At 73.3% G+C, this 19,014-nt stretch carries 11 protein-coding genes; 3 read left to right on the top strand and 8 right to left on the bottom strand.

The genetic code is table 11. The features are described 5' to 3' along the window. Positions 1–51: 51 nt before the first annotated feature. Complete coding sequence (locus HUT19_RS38215) at positions 52–1,704, top strand: PucR family transcriptional regulator (RefSeq protein WP_176185476.1); 1,653 nt, start codon at positions 52–54, stop codon at positions 1,702–1,704. Here the strand turns inward: HUT19_RS38215 and HUT19_RS38210 are convergent. The 8 genes from HUT19_RS38210 to HUT19_RS38175 form a co-directional block, all read right to left on the bottom strand. Then, positions 1,678–2,898 (bottom strand): cytochrome P450, encoded by a 1,221-nt coding sequence (locus tag HUT19_RS38210; RefSeq protein WP_176185474.1) that lies wholly within the window; start codon positions 2,896–2,898, stop codon positions 1,678–1,680. The two genes, HUT19_RS38215 and HUT19_RS38210, sit on opposite strands and share 27 nt — an antisense overlap. Next, positions 2,895–3,776: a hypothetical protein gene (locus HUT19_RS38205; RefSeq protein ID WP_176185472.1), complete on the bottom strand. Its 882-nt coding sequence runs from the start codon at positions 3,774–3,776 to the stop codon at positions 2,895–2,897. The genes HUT19_RS38210 and HUT19_RS38205 overlap by 4 nt, the downstream gene beginning before the upstream one ends. After that, positions 3,773–4,459, bottom strand: a complete 687-nt coding sequence (locus HUT19_RS38200) for a helix-turn-helix transcriptional regulator (RefSeq protein ID WP_254886014.1) — start codon at positions 4,457–4,459, stop codon at positions 3,773–3,775. The genes HUT19_RS38205 and HUT19_RS38200 overlap by 4 nt, the downstream gene beginning before the upstream one ends. Before the next feature lie 239 nt (positions 4,460–4,698). After that, the gene (locus HUT19_RS38195) at positions 4,699–7,518 is read right to left on the bottom strand and encodes an AAA family ATPase (protein WP_176185468.1); all 2,820 of its coding nucleotides are present in this window, start codon (positions 7,516–7,518) and stop codon (positions 4,699–4,701) included. Beyond that, positions 7,508–10,264 (bottom strand): AAA family ATPase, encoded by a 2,757-nt coding sequence (locus HUT19_RS38190; protein ID WP_176185466.1) that lies wholly within the window; start codon positions 10,262–10,264, stop codon positions 7,508–7,510. Before HUT19_RS38190 ends, HUT19_RS38195 begins: the two co-directional genes overlap by 11 nt. A 58-nt stretch (positions 10,265–10,322) precedes the next feature. Then, positions 10,323–13,226: a LuxR family transcriptional regulator gene (locus tag HUT19_RS38185; protein ID WP_176185464.1), complete on the bottom strand. Its 2,904-nt coding sequence runs from the start codon at positions 13,224–13,226 to the stop codon at positions 10,323–10,325. A gap of 249 nt (positions 13,227–13,475) precedes the next feature. Next, on the bottom strand, positions 13,476–13,949 hold the full coding sequence (locus HUT19_RS38180) for an ATP-binding protein (protein WP_176187798.1): 474 nt from the start codon (positions 13,947–13,949) through the stop codon (positions 13,476–13,478). Positions 13,950–13,966: 17 nt separating this feature from the next. Further along, on the bottom strand, positions 13,967–14,161 hold the full coding sequence (locus HUT19_RS38175; protein WP_176185462.1) for a DUF5999 family protein: 195 nt from the start codon (positions 14,159–14,161) through the stop codon (positions 13,967–13,969). Between the two features lie 323 nt (positions 14,162–14,484). On the opposite strand from HUT19_RS38175, the gene HUT19_RS38170 reads away from it, so the two are divergent. Then, a complete protein-coding gene (locus tag HUT19_RS38170) occupies positions 14,485–16,860 on the top strand; it encodes a LuxR C-terminal-related transcriptional regulator (RefSeq protein WP_176185460.1) in 2,376 nt (791 codons plus the stop codon). Positions 16,861–17,094: 234 nt separating this feature from the next. Next, entirely contained in the window at positions 17,095–19,014 is a 1,920-nt protein-coding gene (locus tag HUT19_RS38165) for a histidinol-phosphate transaminase (protein WP_176185458.1), read from the top strand.

Genomic DNA, 19,014 nt, shown 5'->3' with positions numbered 1-19,014 from the left:
TGTCAAGAGGGCCCGTTGCGCGGAGGACGGGAGCTTGTCAGAGTGATCCGCATGAACGGCTCCGGCGGTATCACGTACGAGGCCGGCGCACCGCTCACGCTCGCCGCGACGCTGCGCCTGCCGGTGCTGGCCGCGGGGCTGCCGGAGGTGGTGTCCGGCCGGGAGCAGCTGTCCCGTCCGGTGCGCTGGGTGCACATCACCGAGCTGCTCGATCCGGCCTCCTTCCTCAAGGGCGGGGAGCTCGTGCTCACCACCGGGATGCCGCTGCCCGAGGAGGACCCCTCGCAGGTTCGCCGCTATGTGGAGGAGCTGGCGGACGTCGGTGCGGCGGGGCTGGTGATAGAGCTGGTCCGGCGCTACCACCAGCCGCCGAAAGAGCTGGTGCGCGCCTGTCTGGACCGGGATTTCCCGCTGGTGCTGCTCTCCAGGAGCGTGAACTTCGTGGAGGTCACCCAGATCGTCCACTCCGTGATCATCGGCAGTCAGGTCGAGAGCCTGCGCCGGGCCCACGACGTCCACGACACCTTCACCGCGCTGACCCTGCGCGGCGCCGAGCCCGATGAGGTGGTGGGCATGGCGGCCGAGATGAGCGGACATCCCGTGGTGCTGGAGAACCTGGTGCACCAGGCCGTGATCTGCGGTCCCCCGGGCCCGGGGGTCGAGGCGGCGCTGTCCGGCTGGGAACGGCGGTCCCGTGCCACCCCTTCCCCCGATCGCACCGAGCTGAGCGGGCCGGAGAACTGGCTGGTGACCGCGGTGGAGTACCGGGGCGAGCGCTGGGGGCGGCTGCTGATGCTCCCCGACGCCTCCGGCGCCCCGGCCACCGGCCCCGAGCACGCGATGGTCCTGGAGCGCACGGCCACCGCCCTGACCATCGCCCGGCTGACCCAGCACATCCGCTGGGAGCGGCGGGCGCACCGCACCCTGCTGCTGGACCTGGTCGAGCAGCGCTGCCGGTCGGCCGGGGAGGCCAGGGCGCGGGCCGAGGCGCTGGGGACACCGGTGCAGGGCCGCCGGTTCATCGTCGCCCTGGTCGCCCTCACCGGGCGGCCGGGGCCACCCGAGGAGTCGGCGGAGCTGGAGGACCGGCTGACGGCCGAGCTGACGGCGGGCGGAACGTCCGTGCTGGTCGGGGCGGTGCCCGGGGACCATATCGGGGTGCTGCTCGCCTTTCCCCCGGCCACCTCCTGGCGGCCGCTGGCGGAGCGGCTGAGCCGGTTGGTGCGGGAGTCCCGGCCGGACGCGGTGGTCAGCGTGGGCTCCGAGGTGGCGGATCTGTCCCAGTTGGCGCGCTCCTTCCAGCAGGCGGCCCGGGTCGCGGACGCCGCCGTTCCCGGCACCCCGGACAAGCCCTTCCACGAGCTGTGCGACATCGGACTGCGGCAGCTGCTGTACGCGCTGCGCGGTGATGTGCGGGTGCAGGAGTACGTGGAGCGGCAGCTGGGGCGGCTGGTCGACCACGACGAGCGGCACGGCACCGACCTGCTGTCGACTCTGCACGCCTATCTGGACGCGGCGGGCAGCAAGACCGTGGCCGCCAAGCGGGCGAATCTGTCCCGGCAGGCGTTCTACCAGCGACTGCGCTCGATCGAGCGGCTGCTCGGCTGTGATCTGGAGTCAGGCGGCCGGCGCACCGAACTCCATGTCGCGCTCACCGCCTTCCATGTGCTGCGGCTGTCACACGGCCCCTCCTCCGCGTCCTGAGCCGCTCGCACCGCCCGGCGGATCCCAGCGGACGGGGAGCCGTTCGGGCGGCCGCTCGGCGGAGCCCGCGCGCGGCACCACCTCCTCCGGCGCCATCGCCGGCCGCAGCCCGGGCAAGCGGCCGGCCAGACACCGCAGGCCGGCCTCCAGCTCCATCCGGGCCAGCCGCGCGCCGGGGCAGTAGTGCGCACCGTGGCCGAAGGCCAGATGGCGGGGGGTGCGGCCCGGCAGCAGCCGGTCGGGGGCGGTGAAGACGGTCTCGTCGCGGTTGGCGGAGGCGAGGGAGACCAGCACCACGTCACCAGCGGGCACCGTCACGCCGCCCACGGTGACATCGGCGATCGCGCGGCGGGTGCGCAGCGCGTCACCGAAGGTGCCCAGCCGCAGCAGTTCCTCGATCAGCGCCCGGGGGTCGGTGGGCCAGGGCGCGGGGAGACCGCCCCGGGTGAGCAGGGTCAGCACCGCGTTCGCGACGGCGGCGACCATCGTCTCGTATCCGGTGACCAGGAACGTGGCGGCGAGGGAGACGGCGGTGGCGTCGTCGCCGTCCCGTGCGAGCGCGGAGACCAGGTCGTCCGAGGGTGCCGCGGCGCGTGCGGCGACCAGGGCCGCGGTGTACGCCATGAGGTCGCGCTGGGCGCGCTCGACCTCGCCGGAGCCGTGTCCGTCGACCGCGAGCACCGCCTCGGCCCAGTGCGCGAACCGCTCCCGGTCGCCCAGGGGGACGCCGAGCAGACGGCACATGACGCGCATGGCGAGGGGCCTGGCGAAGTCGGCCACGAGGTCGGCCTCGCCGCGGGGGCCGAGGGTGTCCGCGAGGTCCCGCGCGATCTGGCCGACCGCGGGGCGCAGGGTGCCGATCCGGGTACGGGTCAGCGCGGCGGTGGCCCGGGTGCGCAGTACGGTGTGCTCGGGCGGATCGGTGGTGAACAGCAGCCCCGGCGGCAGGACTCCGGGCCGGATCCGGGGTGCGCCGGGCTCGGTGAGCGCGGCCTTGCTCAACCGGCGGTCGGAGAGCGCGAACCGGGCGTCCTTGTACCGGGTGACCAGCCAGCCGAGATCGCCGGACGGCATCCGGACCCGGCTGACCGGGCACTCCCGGCGCAACCGGAGGTAGAGGGAGGGCGGTTCGGCCGGGCGCCCGCCCGGGAACGGCAGCCGGGGCGGCCCGGCGGGGGCGCGGACGTCGGTCACGGTGTCTCCCGCGGCGCGTCCGCCTCCCGCGTTCCGGCCGCCGTGTCGACGGCCGCGCCCGCGGCTCCGCCGGTGCCCAGGGCCTCCCGGAGGGTGATCGACCATCCGGTGCGGAGCAGCCGCCGCGCGGTCTCGTCGGCGACCGTGTCCAGCCGCCCGGTGAAGACGGCGACCGCGACGCACGCCGGGCCCAGGGCTAACGGCGGGGTGACCGCGGTGGCCCCGAAGACCGGGGCCGGCGCCGCGGGGGTGATCCCGGTGAACGCGATCCGCCGCAGCCGGGAGTGCACGCTCCACCACAGGCACGCGGCGTGGGCCAGCGCGGTGGCGACCTCGCTGCCGCGCCGTCGCGGCTGCACGATCTGCCGGGCGAACATCAGCAGTTCAGCGTCGCCGAGCGTCCTGTGCAGCGGGCCGAAATCGTCGTGGCCGAAGTCGCCTCGGCCGAAGTCCTCGTGGCCGAAGTCGCTTTGCCCGAAGTACTCGTGCCCGAACTCCTCGTGCCCGAAGTCCTCGTAGAGCTCGCCCTCTCCGGCCCGGTCGACGGTGACGCGCAGGGCGCCGACCGCCGTGTCGCCCTCCGTGCACAGCAGATGCACGGCCCGCTCGTCGTCCTCGTCCCAGACCGGGACGCCGAGCCGGTCCAGCGTCCGCCGGTGGTGGGCCCGGCGCAGATGGAGCACGTCGGCGCGGCGCGGGGTGGTCCGGGCGATCCGTACGGTGCGGACGACGCCGTCGCGGGCGTAGTCGGCGACCGGCGGGTCGAGGTGGGCGAGGGCCCGGTCCGTGTCAGGTGTTCTGGAGTGGCGGCGCGGCCACAGCCGGTCGGCATCGGACCGGCTGTGGCCGCGAGTCGCCCACCCCTCGGGCGGGATCACTTGACGAAGTCCTCGACGACCTTCGGAGGCCAGGAGCCCACATTGAGGACGCCCATGGAATAGGCGCGGGAGACCAGGGCGGCACGGTTGGGCACCCGCAGCTTACGGAGCAGCCGGGTCACGTGGTACTCGACGCCCTGTCGGCTGAGGTAGAGCCGCGCGGCCAGGGGGATCGTCGACAGACCGGCGGCGATCCCCTCCAGGATGCGCGCCTCGATCTCGGTGAGCAGCTTCTTGCGTTCGGTGACCATGTTCAGCTCGCCGCCGCCCGCGGTGGGGCGCAACAGCACGAGGATGGACGCCACATGGGAGCGGCCCTCGCGTACGGCCACGCCCGTGAGCACACTGGTGAAGGCCGAACCCTGCGATCCGACGAGCACCGTTTGTGCGGCGAAGCGATGACGGGAACCGTCGACGAGCCCGGTGAACTGACGTCGCAGGGTCTGCCGGACACTCGGGTGGACCAGGTCGCAGAAGCCGCGGCCGCAGACGTCGGCCGTGGCGTCGTCGAACTGGCGGAAGAATTCCCGGTTGGCCTGCTGGACCGTCAGGGACGGGTCGAGACATACGACGCACACCCCTGGCTGGTCGAACTGGCGCAGGAGATCGGCGTACTCGGCCTGTTCACATCCGAGCTCGTGGGGGGTTGGCCGAGCCGAATCTGCTAGTGCGGACATTGCCAAGGGACTGCCATCCCTTCCTGAATTCTGAATTCTGCGGGGGGGATTGTGCGCGCAATTGTTTTTCGAATGTGATTTCAGAATGGAGACTAGGGAGGAGTGGCTGAGCCAGTCAACGTCAACTGCGGTGTTGTGGCCCAATCCTGTGGTCGGCGGGGGCCGGGGTTCGGTCCGCACCCCTGGGTTTCGGTGGTTCGGTTCGGTGGTTCACCGGCTGCGCCGATCCCGCTCAATTACCGACGTTAACTGCGGTTTTCCCGTTGAAGGCGAGGCAGTAGACGGATGAGTTCGCGGCGGCCGGAGACCTCGAGCTTGCGGTAGGCGTGGGTGAGGTGCTTCTCGACGGCGCGTGAGGTCACCCCGAGTTCACCGGCGATCTCCTGGTTGGTGAGCCCGCGGCCGACGAGGGAGATCACCGTGCGTTCGGTGCGGGTGAGACCGGCCTCCGGCCGCGTGGCGGACGCGGCGCGGCCGTTCCGGGTACCGGCCCGTTCCCTCAGCCAGGGAGCGCCGCAGGCGGCGGCGAGGACGGCGGCCTCCTGGAGTACGGTCTCGGCTTCGGTGCCGCCGCGCAGCCGTCTGCCCAGGGTCAGCAGCGCACGGGCGAGTTCGAGTTCATTGGCGGAGGCGCGCAGCACATCGACGGATTCCCGCAGGAGGTTCACGCCCCGGTCGCCGCCGTTCAGCCGCCCCTTGAGCCGCAGGGCGCGGCCCACCGCCACGGGCGCTCCCCACTCCACGGCCCGCAGATGTTCCTCCTCGGCGAGGGCGAACGCCGCGCGGGCGTCACCGACGCGCACCTGGAGGGCGGCCGCGCAGGGCCGCCACGGGAAGAGCACGGGGTTGCGCCAGCCCGACGCCTCCATCTGCCGTCCGCAGGCGAGCAGGGTCTCCAGCGCACCGGTCCAGCGGCCGTGCCCGGTGTCCTGTGCCGCCTTGAGGAGCTGGAGGGCGGCCGTCAGCGCCAGGTCGGCGGAGCGGCGCCGGCCGAGCCGGTCGAGGATCCGCTCGGTGAGCGCGGGGTCGCGCAGTTCCAGGGCGACCCCGGTGAGGGCCGCGGTGGAGATGACGCCGATCTCCTGCCAGTGGTCCTCGGCCAGCCGCGCGGCGCGTTCGGCGTGGTCGAGCGCCTTGGCGGCCCGTCCACGGGCGGTGAGCACCATCGCCCGCTCGAGGTGGACGAACGCGTCGACGACGGTGGCGTCCTGCCGCACGGTGTGCCGCTCGGCCGACAGCCATGAGGTGATGTCGCGCACCGAGTCGGAGGCGACCAGGGCGATCACCACCAGCGGCAGCGCCGAGTGCACCCGTGCCGAGGTGGCCGGTTCGCGTTCCAGGACGCGGTGGGCCAGCCGGGTGACCCGATCGGCGGGCAGCCGGGCGGTGAGCGTCGCCGCGGTGAGCAGCACGGCCGTCAGCTCGCGTTCGGCGGGCGAGCCGAGCGGCGGCTCCTCCCCCATGCCGTTCAACCGGGCCACGGCGGCGGCCAGTTCGGCCGGATCCTCGTGCCCGGCGTGCCGCAGCCGGGCCTCCAGCCGCAGGGACAGATCGCGTGCGGTGCCCTCCAGCTCGGCCACCGGGCCCAGGTCCTCGGCGACCTGGTGCAGCAGGTCGAGGACGGACGGGGGCGTGAGCCCCACGATGGTCGGGGAGATGCGCAGGGCGGCGGCGGCCCGGTGCCGGGCCGAGGGCAGCAGGGGTATCGCCTGGGAGATATGGCGTTCGCAGGCGGCCGGGTCGAAACCGCGCTCCGCGGTGGCCAGATCGATCAGCAGCCGGGCCCGGCCCTCGCCCGACAGCGAGCCGTCCAGCAGGGCACGGCGCAGATAGCGGGCGGCGATGTCCGGTGCGCCGCGGCGCAGCGCGGTGTCCGCGGCGGCCCGCAGCACCTCCACCGACCAGGGGTGGCGGGAGGCGGTGACGGCCATCAGCTGGGCCGCCACCAGCTCCGCCGGGCATCCGTTGCGGTACAGCAGGGCGGCGGCCGTGTCGTGCAGCCGCTCGCGTTCGGCCACCGTCATGGAGGACTCGACCGCGTCCTGCACCACGCGGTGGACGAAGCGCGGCTCCTGTTGGGCGGCGAGCAGCCCCAGTTCGTGGACGGCGCGCAGCGCGGCGGTGTAGCCGATCGCGTCCAGTCCGGCGAGCCGGGCCATCAGCTCGGGTTCGCCCTGGTCGCCGAGGACCGCGATGGCCGCCGCCAGGTCCCGTACCGGCTGCGGCTGGGTGCGCATACAGCCCGCCAGCCGCTCCCGCAGCTGGGAGGGGCGCAGTTCGCGGGCGGCGTCGGCGTGGTCCGCGGTGGGCCGGTGGCCGCCCACGGCGAGGCCGAGCAGCACCGACAGCAGGAACAGCGGGTTGCCCCCGGAGATCTCGAAGCAGGCGCGGGCGAACTCCTCGTCGCCCCGCTCGCCGAACTGCTCCCGGATCATCCCCTGGGTGCCCTCGAGAGTGAGCGGCCCGGGGCTCAGCACCCGCGCGGCCGCGTCGGTGACCTCGCTCAGCAGCGGGTGCTGGGCGCGCGGATCGCCGTCACGCAGGGTGCACACCAGGACCGCGCGCAGTCCGTGCAACCGCTTGACCAGGTAGGCGAGCCAGCGCAGCGAGGGGGTGTCCACCCACTGGAGGTCGTCGACGAGGATCAGCAGCGGACCGTCGGCGCAGACGTCGGCCAGCAGGGAGCGCAGACCGTACAGCACGGCCTCACTGGCGGCGGCCGCCCGGCCCTCCCCTGACGGGACGACGTCGTCGGCGAAGACCGTGCGGGCGAAGCCGCCGTGCTGCCGCAGCCAGCGTTCGCGGAGCTCCTCCGGGGCACCGGTGAGCAGACTGTCGAAGAGCTGGCGGACCACGCCGAAGGCGAAGTCCTGCTCCATCGGGGCGGCGTTGGCGCGCAGCACCCGGACGTCGGCGTCCTCGGTGGGGGCGGCCAGCCGTTGCAGCAGCGCGGTGCGGCCGATCCCGAGCGGTCCGGTGATCAGCAGCAGTGACGACTCTCCCGCGCGGGCGGCCTTCAGGGCCTCCGCGACCTGTGCCCGCTCGGCCTCGCGCTCAAGCAACATCCGTTCCGTACCCCTCTGCCGCCCGGATCAGCGTGCGCAGTTCCGCCCGCCCGCGGATCCGCAGCTTTCGGTACGCGCCGCTGAGCCGGAGCTCGACGGTGCGGGTGGTCACCGACAGCAGTTCGGCGATCTCGCGGTTGCCGCGGCCGTGTCCGGCCAAGGTCGCGGTGCGCCGTTCGGCCTCGGTCAGTGTGGCCCACGCCGGATGCGGGACGGTGCCGGACGCGGCGGACCGGCCCAGTCGTTCGGTGAGCGTACGCACCCGCTCGGCCAGCCTGCTGGAGGGGCGGTGGGTGGTGGTGAACGTGGCCAGTTCGGCGACCAGCGCGGAGGCCGCACGGTGGTCCCCGGCGTCGAGTTCGGTCCTGGCCAGCTCGGTGAGCGCACCGGCGAAGGCCAGCAGGGAGGGGGTGCCGCGAAGGGTGCGCACCGCGTCGCGGAGCCGGTCGGCGCGCCGTTCGCGGGCCACCCGTCCGGCACCGAGCTGGGCCCAGCCCAGAGCGCTCGGCGCGCCCCACCGCCGGGCCAGCGCGATCTCCTCCCCGGTCAGCCGCTCGGCCTCCTCGTGGTCCCCGGCCGCGTGGCAGGCCCGGGCGGCCATCGAACGCCACGGCATCAGCGCGGGGTTGAGGTGGCCGCGGCGCAGCAGTCGTCGCCCCGCGGAGCGGAAGCGCTCTCTCGCCTCGGTCACCCGGCCGTCCAGAAGGCCCACCATCCCCTGGGCGAACAGCAGATACGCCCAGGCCGTGCCCTGTCGCTCGCCGGTGGGCGGGGCGGTCGCCGCGAGCGCCCGGGCCCGGTCGGCCTGGCCGCTCTCCAGGGCGACGGTGATCTGCACGGCGGACAGATAGGGGGCGGTGTCCGGATGCCACCGGGCGTGGGGCAGGGACCGTTCGGCGGCGACGGCGTCCCGTTCGGCCCGGTCCAGGCGTCCGCGGCGCAGATGGAGTTCGCCGCGGACGGCGAGGACGAGCGCGGCGGCGGCGCGGGCGTGGCGGCGGCGCAGTTCGGTGTGGAGGACGTCCAGCCGGGTCTCGGCCTCCTCCACGTCATCGGTCAGGAACAGGGCGCGGGCCGCCGCGAGCCGGGGCAGGGTGAGCGCGCCGCCGCCCTCTTGGCCGGTGACCGCGCGGCGGGCCAGCTCCCGCGTCAGGGGCAGGTTCTCGGCGCGCAGGGCGAGTTGCCAGGCACGCGCCCCGGCCTGTGCCGGGCACGGCGGGCGGTCCGGCAGCGGGGGGACGTCGGCCAGCGTCAGCGCGGTGTCGTCCTCCCGTTCCTCCTCGGAGAGCCAGAAGAGGGCGGTCAGTTCGGCCCGCTCCGTCTCACCGGCCGCGGGCAGCGCGCTCAGCATCGCCCGGCGCAGCCCCTCGACACCGCCGCGGGTCAGGCCCAGATCGGCGGCGCGGGTGCGGGTCCGGGCGAGCTGGTCGCCCTCGGTGCGGATGATCTCCTCCAGGCGACGGTCTCCGGCCTCCGGCGCGGCCAGCACCTCGATGGCGGCAAGTTCGAGGCCCAGCCGGGCGCGCGGCCCGGGTTCCATGGGCTCTTCCAGCGCTCTGGTGAGACAGGCGATCGCCTCGGCGGACCGTCCGGCGCGCAGGGCGGCGGCGCAGGTGCGGCGCAGGGTGTGCACGGCCCAGGGCTCTCCGGCGGGGCGGGCGGCGAGCAGGAGGCGGGTGATGTCCTCGTCGGGTACGGCTGCCCGGTGCGCCAGTTCGGCGGCGCGGGCGAAGAGATCGGCGCGTTCGGCGGCGGTCATCTCCTCCAGGACGCGGGCGCGTACGTCGGCGTTGCGCAGCCGCAGGGCGGTGCCGGAGGTGACGGTGAGCCCGGTCGCCTCCAGGGTGGCGCGCAGCCCCGGTTCACGTGCCGCCCGGGGTCCGGCGAGGGTGTACAGCAGGGGCAGGTCGAGCAGTTCGCCGCAGACCGCCAGCGCCCGCAGTACGGCCACGGCGGTGTCGGGCAGCCCGCTCAGCACCCGGGCGGTGTGCTCTCCCGTGACGGAGGCGGCGAGGGAGCGCAGTTCGGGCACCCGGGCGGCCAGCGGCCGGTGGCCGCGCCCGGCGAAGCGGCGCAACGCCTCGTGCGCCACCTCGGGATTGCCCGCCGTGGCCTCCGCTGCGGCCGCGGTGAACGGCTCCTCGCCGGGCTCGCCGCAGATCAGCGCCACGGCGGTGGCGAGGTCCCGGCCGGTCAGGGCGGACAGGGTGAGCTGGGTGGCGGGGACCGGGCCCGGGGCGGAGGTGATCCCGCACCAGCCCGGGTGGTGGCCGCCGGTGCTGCCGGCCAGGACCGCGATCGGGGTACCGGAGAGTCTGCGTATCAGGGCTCCGAACCAGCGCAGTGAGACCGGGTCCAGCCGGCCCACGTCCGCCACGGTCACCAGGGTGGGCCGGTCGCGGGCGGCGCGCAGCAGTTCGGCCAGTCCCGGTAAACGGCTGTCCGGGCCCTGTCCGACGAGGGCCCGGCGGGCGCCGTCGCCGAGCCCGTCCACGGGGGTCAGCACCTGGTCGACGGCGCCGTAGCGCAGGACGCTCTCGCCGACGGTGGCTTCGGCGCGCAGGACGCGCAGTCCGCGGCCGGCGGCGAGCCGGGCCGCCCATCCGAGCAGTGCGCGCTGTCCGAAGCCGGGTCGCCCGGCGATCGTCACGACCGCGGGCCGGCCCTCGACGAGATCGGTGACGACCCGCGCCAGCGCCGCCTGCTCTCGTTCACGCCCGGGGAACGGGAGCCCGTTGAACTGCATGGTGTGACTATATGTCCGGCGCATCGTCCAGGGACCGCGCCGGGCCGTCACATCGCGCTCAGGGTCGCCCGCGCGCGGCGGAGACCCAGGCCGGGGCCCGTGGATCGGGAACGCTCGGGGTGTGCAGCACCGAGCCCAGCTCGGTGCGCTGACTCACCCCCAACTTGCGGTAGACGCTGGTGAGATGGGTCTCGACGGTGCGTACGGTGACGAACAGCGACTCGGCGATCTCCCGGTTGCCCGCGCCCCGCGCGGCGAGCCCGGCGACCGTGCGCTCGGTGCCGGTGAGCAGATCCACCGGCGAGGCGGTGATCTCGCGCATCCGGCCGCCCGCGGCGACCAGCCGCCGCCGGGCGTCCCGGGCGAGCGCGAGCGCCCCGCAGCTCTGGGCCAGGTCGGCGGCCATGCGCAGATGCTCCCGGGCGGCGCGTGGATCGCCCGCCTCCAGCAGCGCCCCTCCGAGCAGCAGTTCGGCCCGGACGTACTCGGCCCGGGCGGGTGAGGCGGACAGGTGGTCGACGGCCTCGGTGAGCAGCTCGACACCGGACCGGCCGGGGGTGATCACTCCCCGGGCGAGCGCGGCGAGCCCGAGGGCGCGGGGGGTGTTCCAGCGCCGGGCCAGCTCGGCTCCGTGGTCGACGGCGTCCCGTGCCCGGTCGGGGCGTTTCTCCGCGGCGCAGATACAGGCCGCCTCGGCCCACCAGGGGACGAAGACCGGGTTGGCGAGCCCGGCTTCGGCCAGGGAACTCCCGCAGTCGAGCAGCAGCCGCAGCGCGGTGTCTCCGTCGCCGAGTGCCCACCGGGCCCGCGCGCGGGCCATCAGATACGAGTGGTACTCCATGGCGAACCCCTCGATGTTCGGCCGGGTGACCCGCGCCAGCAGCTCTTCGGCGCGTTCCGGCTCGCCGCGGTCGATCAGGACGGTGGCCAGCGCGGTCTGCGGCATGGTCATATTGGCGCCCCACCGCTCCTCGCCGATGATCTCGAGGGAGGTCTGGGCGTCGGCGAGCGCGTCGGGCATCGCGCCGAGCCCGTGCAGCACCAGGGCGCGGCTGGACAGGGCGAGCACATACGACCACACCGCCGCGCTCTCCTGGCTGAGCCGCATCGAGCGGTCCAGCGCCTCCAGCGCGCCGTCGGTCTCGTCGGCCAGGGTCAGACTGACCGAGGACAGCAGCAACGACCAGTTGTCCAGCGCCACCCCCGAGGAGCTCAGGATGTGCCGGGCCCGGCGCACCGTGCTCTCGGCGGAGCCGCCGCCCAGCGCGGAGTGCAGCGTCATCACGGCCAGGATCTGGCGCTGTGCGGGGGTGTCACCGGGCGGCTCGGGCATCCGCGCGAAGCGTTCCCGGACCGCGTCGATGGTCGCCTTCTCGTCGGAGCCGGTGATCAGCAGCGCGGAGCGGACGAGGGTGAGCAACTCGGCGTCCTGGGGATCGGGTTCGGGCCCCGTCCCGGCCTCGAGCGCGTCCAGCACCTCGGTGAGCACCCGGACGGCGCTCCGCGAACGCTGCACGGGCAGACAGGTCATGCCGTACTGCACGGCGATGGGCGCCTTGGCGCGGACGTCGGAGGTCAGCGACAGCGCGTGCTCCAGCAGCCGGACCGCTTCCAGCGGGTTGATCTCCGCCAGCGCCCTGGCGAGTTGGACCCGGACCGGGACGCTGTCCGGCTCGGCCTCCAGGACGCGGTACAGATAGCGGGCGGTGGCCTCGGGGGCGCCCCGGTGCTCGGCCCGCGAGGCGGCCTCGCGCAGCACCACGCGCATCCACGGTTCGGGGGTGCCGGGGACCAGCAGCACCTGGTTGGCGACCTCCTCGGCGGGCCGTCCGATGTCGCTCAGCAGCAGGGCGGCCTTGGCACGCAGCACGGCCAGGGCCGCGGCGCCGGCGGTCTCGAGCACCGCCGAGCGCACCACGTCATGGGCCAGGTCCGGGCGGTCGGGCGCCATCACCTCGGCGTCGCGCAGCAACGCCACGGCCTCCTCGACCCGGGCGGCCGGGACCCCGGCGAGCGCGCCGATGTGCCCGGCGTCCTCGTCGCCGAGGACCGCGATCGCGGTGGCCACGTCCCGGACCCAGCCGGGCCGGTGGTCGAACAGGGCGCGCACCGACAGGGCGACCACGTGCTGGCCGACCTCGGCGATCTCCCGGATGCCGTGCTCGTCGGGCGGTACGCCCTTGGCGCGCAGCTCGCGCAGCAGCCGGGCGAGGGTGAGGGGGTTGCCGCCGCAGACGGCCGCGGCGCGCTCGGCGAAGCTCGGCGCGACGGGGGTGGGGAAGACCAGCCGCGCCATCTCCCCCACGTCCGTGTCGGTCAACGGGTCGAGGCGGAGCACCGCGGTGCGGGGCTGGGCGACGATGTCGGCCAGGGCGGCGGGCGCGGTGGGCTCGGCCTCGGTGCGCTGGGCGAGCACCACGAGCAGCGGGAGGTGGTCGGCCCGCCGCAGCAGGAAGTCGATCCAGCGCAGCGACCGCTCGTCGCACCAGTGCACATCGTCCAGTACGAGCGCCAGTGGGCCCTGGACCATGAGGTTGGCGGCGAGCCAGTACAGCCCGTGCAGCACCGGGTACGCGGCCGCCGCGTACGGCTCGTCATGGCCGGGGTCGGGGGTGAGCGCGGGGAGGGCGCGTGCGGCGCTGCCGCGCAGCAGCGCGGACTCCCCGGCAGTCCCGTCGGTGAGCCCCAGTGCGCCGAAGAGGGCGCGGACACCGCCGTAGCCCGTGCCGGAGGCGACCTCACCGCAGGTGCCGTGCAGCATGGTCATCTTCCGGCAGACATCGCTGCCGAGGAAGGCGCGCAGCAGACTGGTCTTGCCGATTCCGGCCGGTCCGGTCAGCAGCACCAGTCCGGATCGTCCGGCGATGGCGGACTCGGCGTGGCCGGTGAGCGCCGCGAGTTCCCCGGTGCGGCCGACCAAGGTGCTGGAGGGGCCGGAGGCCGTGGTCCGCTCATCCCCCACGGCAGCCCCCTCGGCCCCACACACTGCACAAACTGCGAAAAAATCCGAAAACTACGCCACTCGGTGCGATCGTCAGGCTACATGAACCGTATGACGACGATCAATGACGCGGGCAGAGACTCCCGTGGTGAGCGGGGGTGCGGCCCTGGGCAGACAGCGACCCGGGGACGGCCGGTGCGGTGAGGGCGCACACTGGCCGCTTCCCCGGGCCATGCGGTTTCACCGTATGGGTACGAGGCGTGGAGTTCTCTATGGCGTCTCCTTCCGTCGTGTGTGCAGTTCGAACCAGACGACCTTGCCCACCGCGGTGGCGGTGCTGCCCCAGCGGCGGGAGAGCAGTTCCAGCAGATGGATCCCGCGCCCCCCTTCGTCGTGTGCGCCCGCCCGGCACAGCCGGGGCTCTCCGCAGTCCTCGTCCGCGACCTCGCACCGGAAGGCACGGTCGGTCGCGCACAGCGAGAAGGTCAGCCGGATCGGTCCACAGGCGTGCCGCACCGCGTTGGTGACCAGCTCGCTCACCAGCAGCTCGGCGTTGTCGATGTGCTCAGTGAGCGCCCACGCCGCCAGCTGCGCGACCGCGAGGCGGCGGGCCTGGGGCACCGAGGCGGGTTCGGAGGGCAGCAACCACGAGGTCCCACCGCAGGTGGCCGGGGCGGTCCGGACCGGTCGGCGGGCCGTGCTCATGGGCGCCGGCGGGGCGACGGTGAGGGGTGGGGCGTTCATGGTGAGGGGTGGGGCGTTCATGCCGACTGGTCGGGGCAGACCCGGGGGGCGGGGATGACGCGCCCGTCGGGAAGCAGTTCGCCCGTGTCCGCGAAGATCACCACTCCGTTGCAGAGCAGGCTCCAGCCCTGCTCGGGATGGGAGGCCACGAGACGCGCGGAATCATGATCGGTCGCGTCCGCGGAGGGACAGGGGGGCTGATGGAGGCACATGGCTGGACCTTCGCTCTTCCGCCGACGGTCGGCGGAGCTCTTCCGAGGAACCCAGCATCGGTCGGCGCGACCGGACACGGCGAGGGGAGATATCCCCGCATCGGTACCCGATCCCGCCCCCCGGGCCCCGGGGGGATCACACCCGGCCACCACCGCTCACCGCCCGTGCTGCATTCCCCCACCATGCGCGACAGAGGGATCACCCCACGTCATACGTCGGCTGTTCGACGGGCTGCGACGGCCCCCGCACAGGCATAGCCTTGGGGTATCGGCTCGGTCCGCGCGGGCGGAGTCCGCCCGCCCGGGGCTGGTTCGAGGCAGCGATGGGTGCGGTGGCAACGGACACCTCGGCCGGACGGCAGACCGGCAGGCTGCCGTCGGAGGTGACGAGTTTCGTGGGGCGTCGGCACGAGGCGGCCGAGGTCAAGAGAATGCTGTCCGCATCGCGCCTGGTGACTCTCACCGGGGTCGGCGGTGTCGGCAAGACCCGGCTGGCGCTGCGGGTCGCCGAGGACGCGCGCCGGGCCTTCCCCGACGGCGTCTGGCTCGCGGAACTCGCCGAGCTGGACAACCCCGCACTGCTCGCCCAGAGCGTCACCGAGGCCCTGGAGATCCGGGACCACTCCTCCCGGCCGCCGCTGGACGTCCTGATCGACCATCTGCGGGACCGGCAGACCCTGCTCGTCCTGGACAACTGCGAGCATCTGCTGCACGCCTGCGCACTGCTCACCGACCGGCTGCTGCGCGAGGCCCCCCGGCTGCGGGTGCTGGCCACCAGCCGTCAGGTGCTGGGCATCGGCAGCGAACAGACGCTGGCCGTCCCCACCCTGACGCTGCCCGACGCCACCGGGCCACGGCTGTCCACGGGGGCGTTCGCGCAGTGCGACGCGGTACGGCTGTTCACCGAGCGGGCCCGTGCCGTGCTGCCCGATTTCACCGTCACCGAGGCCAACCGGGATGCCGTGGAGGGGATCTGCCGACGGCTGGACGGCATTCCGCTCGGTATCGAGCTGGCCGTCGTACGGCTGCGCGCCCTGTCGGTCCAGCAGTTGCTGGACCGGCTCGACGACCGCTTCCGCCTGCTGACCACCGGCTCCCGGGCGGTGCTCCCCCGCCACCAGACCCTGCGCGCGCTGATCGACTGGAGCTACGACCTGTGCACCGAACGGGAGCAGCTGCTGTGGGCCCGGGTCTCGGTCTTCGCCGGAAGCCTGGACCTGGAGGCGGCCGAGGCGGTCTGCTCGGGCGACGGCCTGGTCCGCGAGGAGATCCTCGACCTGGTGACCGAGCTGGTGGACAAGTCGGTACTGCTCCGGGAGGAGTACGACGGGGTGGTGCGCTACCGGATGCTGGACACGCTGCGCGCATACGGCCGGGAGCGGCTGGAGGCGTCCGGTGAGGAGATCATCCGGATGCGCTGCCACCGCGACTACTACCAGCGGCTGGCGGCGGACGCGCGGGCCGCGCTGTTCGGACCGGCCCAGGTCCAGTGGTTCACGCGGCTCCAGCTCGAGCACGCCAATCTGCGCACCGCGCTGGAGCTCTGCTACGACGACCCGGCAGAGGCCGTCTGCGGTCTGGGGATCGCGGCCGACCTGCTCTACCACTGGATCACCAGCTACTACCTCAGCGAGGGGCGCGGCTGGCTGGACGAGGGGCTCGCCGCCTGCCCCGAGCCGACCGACGTCCGGGCGCGGGCACTGTGGACGAACAGCTGGCTGGCCATCATCCAGTCCGACACCGACGCCGCCTCGGACATGCTCGAGGAGAGCCGGGCCATCGGGGAGCGGCTGGAGCTGGAGCCCGCGCTCGCCTACGCCGCGCTCTACTCCGGCATGGTCGCGATGTACCGGGGCGACGCCGGGGCCGCGATCACGCTCTACGAGGAGGCCGTCCGCCGCCACCGCGCCACCGGCGACCCGGTGGGGCTGGCCCTGGCGCTCATCCGGCTCTCGCTGGCCCACTCGTTCATCGGTGACTCGCCGCGCGCCATCGCGCTGGGCGAGGAGTCGCTGGCGGTGTGCGACGCCTACGGCGAGGGCTGGCACCGGGCCTACACGATGATGGCGCTGGGGATCGAGGTGTGGCGGCAGGGCGACACCGAGCGCGCGGCCGCCCTGGAGCGCGAGAGCCTCGCCTTCAACCGTTCACTGGACGATCCGCTGGGGGTCGGGGTCAACCTCGAGGTGCTGGCCTGGATCGCGGCCACCGAGCGGGACTTCCCGCGGGCGGCCCGGCTGCTCGGCGTGGTCCGGACGGTCTGGGGGGCGGTGGGCGCCCCGCTGTCCGGCTACGGCCATCTGGTCCACTACCACGAGGAGTGCGAGGCCGCGGTGAGCCGGGCGCTGGGCAAATCGGCCTGCAACGCGGCGGTCAAGGAGGGCTCCCGGCTCTCCTACGACGAGGGGCTGGTCTACGCCCTGGAGAACGAACTCCCCACGGCGGAACCGGCGGTGAGCGAACGGCCGTCTCCCCTGACACGCAGGGAGTCCGAGATCGCGCGACTGGTCGCCCAGGGGCTGAGCAACAGGGAGATCGCCACCTCCCTGGTGATCGCCCAGCGCACCGCCGAGGGCCATATTGAGCACATTCTGAGCAAACTTGGTTTCACTTCGCGTGCACAAGTGGCGGTGTGGGTAGCGGAGCAGGGCCGGACCGCCCCGGCCGATGACAGAAACCGGTCCGATACGGCGCCTTGAGGGGCGGACCACCCCCTTCCCGGTGAAACGTCACGGCAACGTTCTCCGAGGAAGGCTCCGGAAGAGACGCGAGGGCCGGAATTGTATTCGATCCAGGATCAGTTGTCCTCAGGTTCTTCACAGGCGACACGAAAACCGTTACCTGCCCCGGGTTCGAGGGATCATGCGTCAGGCTCGAGGGACGAGCCGCAACGGTCGTGTCCGCACGACCGACGCGACCGAGGAGGTCCCGCCGTGACTGTTGCCGCAGTCGGTCCTACCGGTGATGCCGCGGAGCTCTTCCGTGGCACCGCCCACAGCCCGTCGTACTTCGCGCTCAACCGCGCCGGGGTCACGGGCGGCGGACAGGAGCTCGTGGACTTCTGCATCCCCTGCAACCCGTACTTCCCCACCCCCGCGATGTTCGCCGTGATGGCGGTCAGGCTGCGCGACATCCTCACGTACTACCCCAGCTCCGCGGACACCATCACCGCCGAACTGGCCGACGTGCTCGGGCTTCAGCCGCAGACCATGGCGATGGGCAACGGCTCGACCGAGCTCATCACCTGGATCGACCATCTGCTGGTCAAGGAGAGCCTGGCGGTGCCGATCCCCACCTTCGGCCGGTGGACCGACCAGCCGATGGAGACCGGCAAGCGGGTGGACATGTTCCAGCTCCCGGAGATGAGCGGATTCGCGCTCGACCCGACCGCGTTCGTCTCCTTCGTACGCTCCCGGGGCTCGCGGGTGGCCGTCATCTGCAACCCCAACAACCCCGACGGAGGGCTGCTGTCCCGGCAGGCCGTCATCGGCATGATGGACGCCCTCGCCGATCTCGACCTGATCGTGATCGACGAGTCCTTCCTCGAGTTCGCGGACACCGAGGCGTACCCGAGCGTCGTGGACGAGGCCGTACTGCGCCACAACGTCATCGTGCTGCGCAGCCTCGGCAAGAACTTCGGACTGCACGGCGTCCGGTTCGGCTATCTGGTGGCCAACCCGGCGCTGGCGGTGCAGATCCGCTCCCGGCTGCCCAAGTGGAACCTCAACTCCTTCGCCGAGGTCATCGTCTTCATGCTGAAGCGGTACCGGCAGGAGTACATGGAGAGTCTCCGCTTGATCAGCCTGGACCGGCAGCAGATGACCACCCAGCTGGCCGGGCTGCCCGGGATGACGGTCTACCCCTCCCAGGGCAATTTCGTCTTCGTCAAGCTCCCCGCGGGCCTGGACGGCAGCTGGGTCCGGGACCAACTGCTCTCCCAGCACGGGGTGCTGGTCCGCGAATGCGGCAACAAGCTGGGCAGCAGCAGCCAGTTCATGCGGCTCGTGGTGCGCTCGCAGCCGGATGTGCAGCGGCTGCTGACCGGGCTGAGCACCGTGATGTACGGGACGTCCTTCTACGCGCCCCAGGTCAGCTGGGAGCAGCAGACACCGCTGGCCCCCGCGCCCCAGCAGGAGTTCGACTACCTGTACCAGCAGACACCGCAGCTGTCCGCGGCACCGATGGCGCCGGAGCCGCAGCAGCAGATGTACACCGCGGCCGCCCTGCCCATGGGAGGTGGTATGGCACCCGCCTCCACCCAGGCAGTGTCGTACGGAACGGGTACCGCGGGCTTCGCGGCACCGCAGCAGCCCATGGCGGAGCTGGCCCCCGCCTATGTCGCCACTCCCCCGGTGCAGATGGCCCAGTACCCGGCAGCGGCGGCGCAGGCGCAGATGCCGCCGATGCAGTCGGCACGGGTCCAGCTCACCCAGCTCCAGGCGCAGTTGCAGGCCGAGCAGGCGCAGGCCGGGCAAGCGGCGTTGGCCGCGCAGATGCAGACGGCCCCGGCGCCCCAGCCGCAGAGCGCCCAGCTCCAGAGCGGGCAGATGGTGAGCGCCCAGACCCAGACCGCGGAGATCCCCGCGGTCCAGACCGGGGCACCGGTCGCGTCGTACGGGGCGCAGGACTCCCGGGAGGACACCACCATCGACCAGATCCCGGTCTACGGACAGCAGCGGGACACCGCGCCGGAGCCGTCCGTGGAACGGACCCAGGCCATTTCCTACGACCCCGCGGAACTCCGGGCCACCGCCCGGCCCGTGGTGGACGACGACCCCGACGGCCTCACCCCGGCCCTCCAGCGCTATCCGCGCCCCGCCGCCTACCTCCGGAGCGATGACACCCTGACCTGA

Origin of the sequence: Streptomyces sp. NA02950 (genome assembly GCF_013364155.1) — a bacterium.
Lineage (GTDB): Bacteria > Actinomycetota > Actinomycetes > Streptomycetales > Streptomycetaceae > Streptomyces.
Note: the sequence above shows the minus strand (reverse complement) of the source record. Positions and strands in the feature narration are given on the sequence as shown.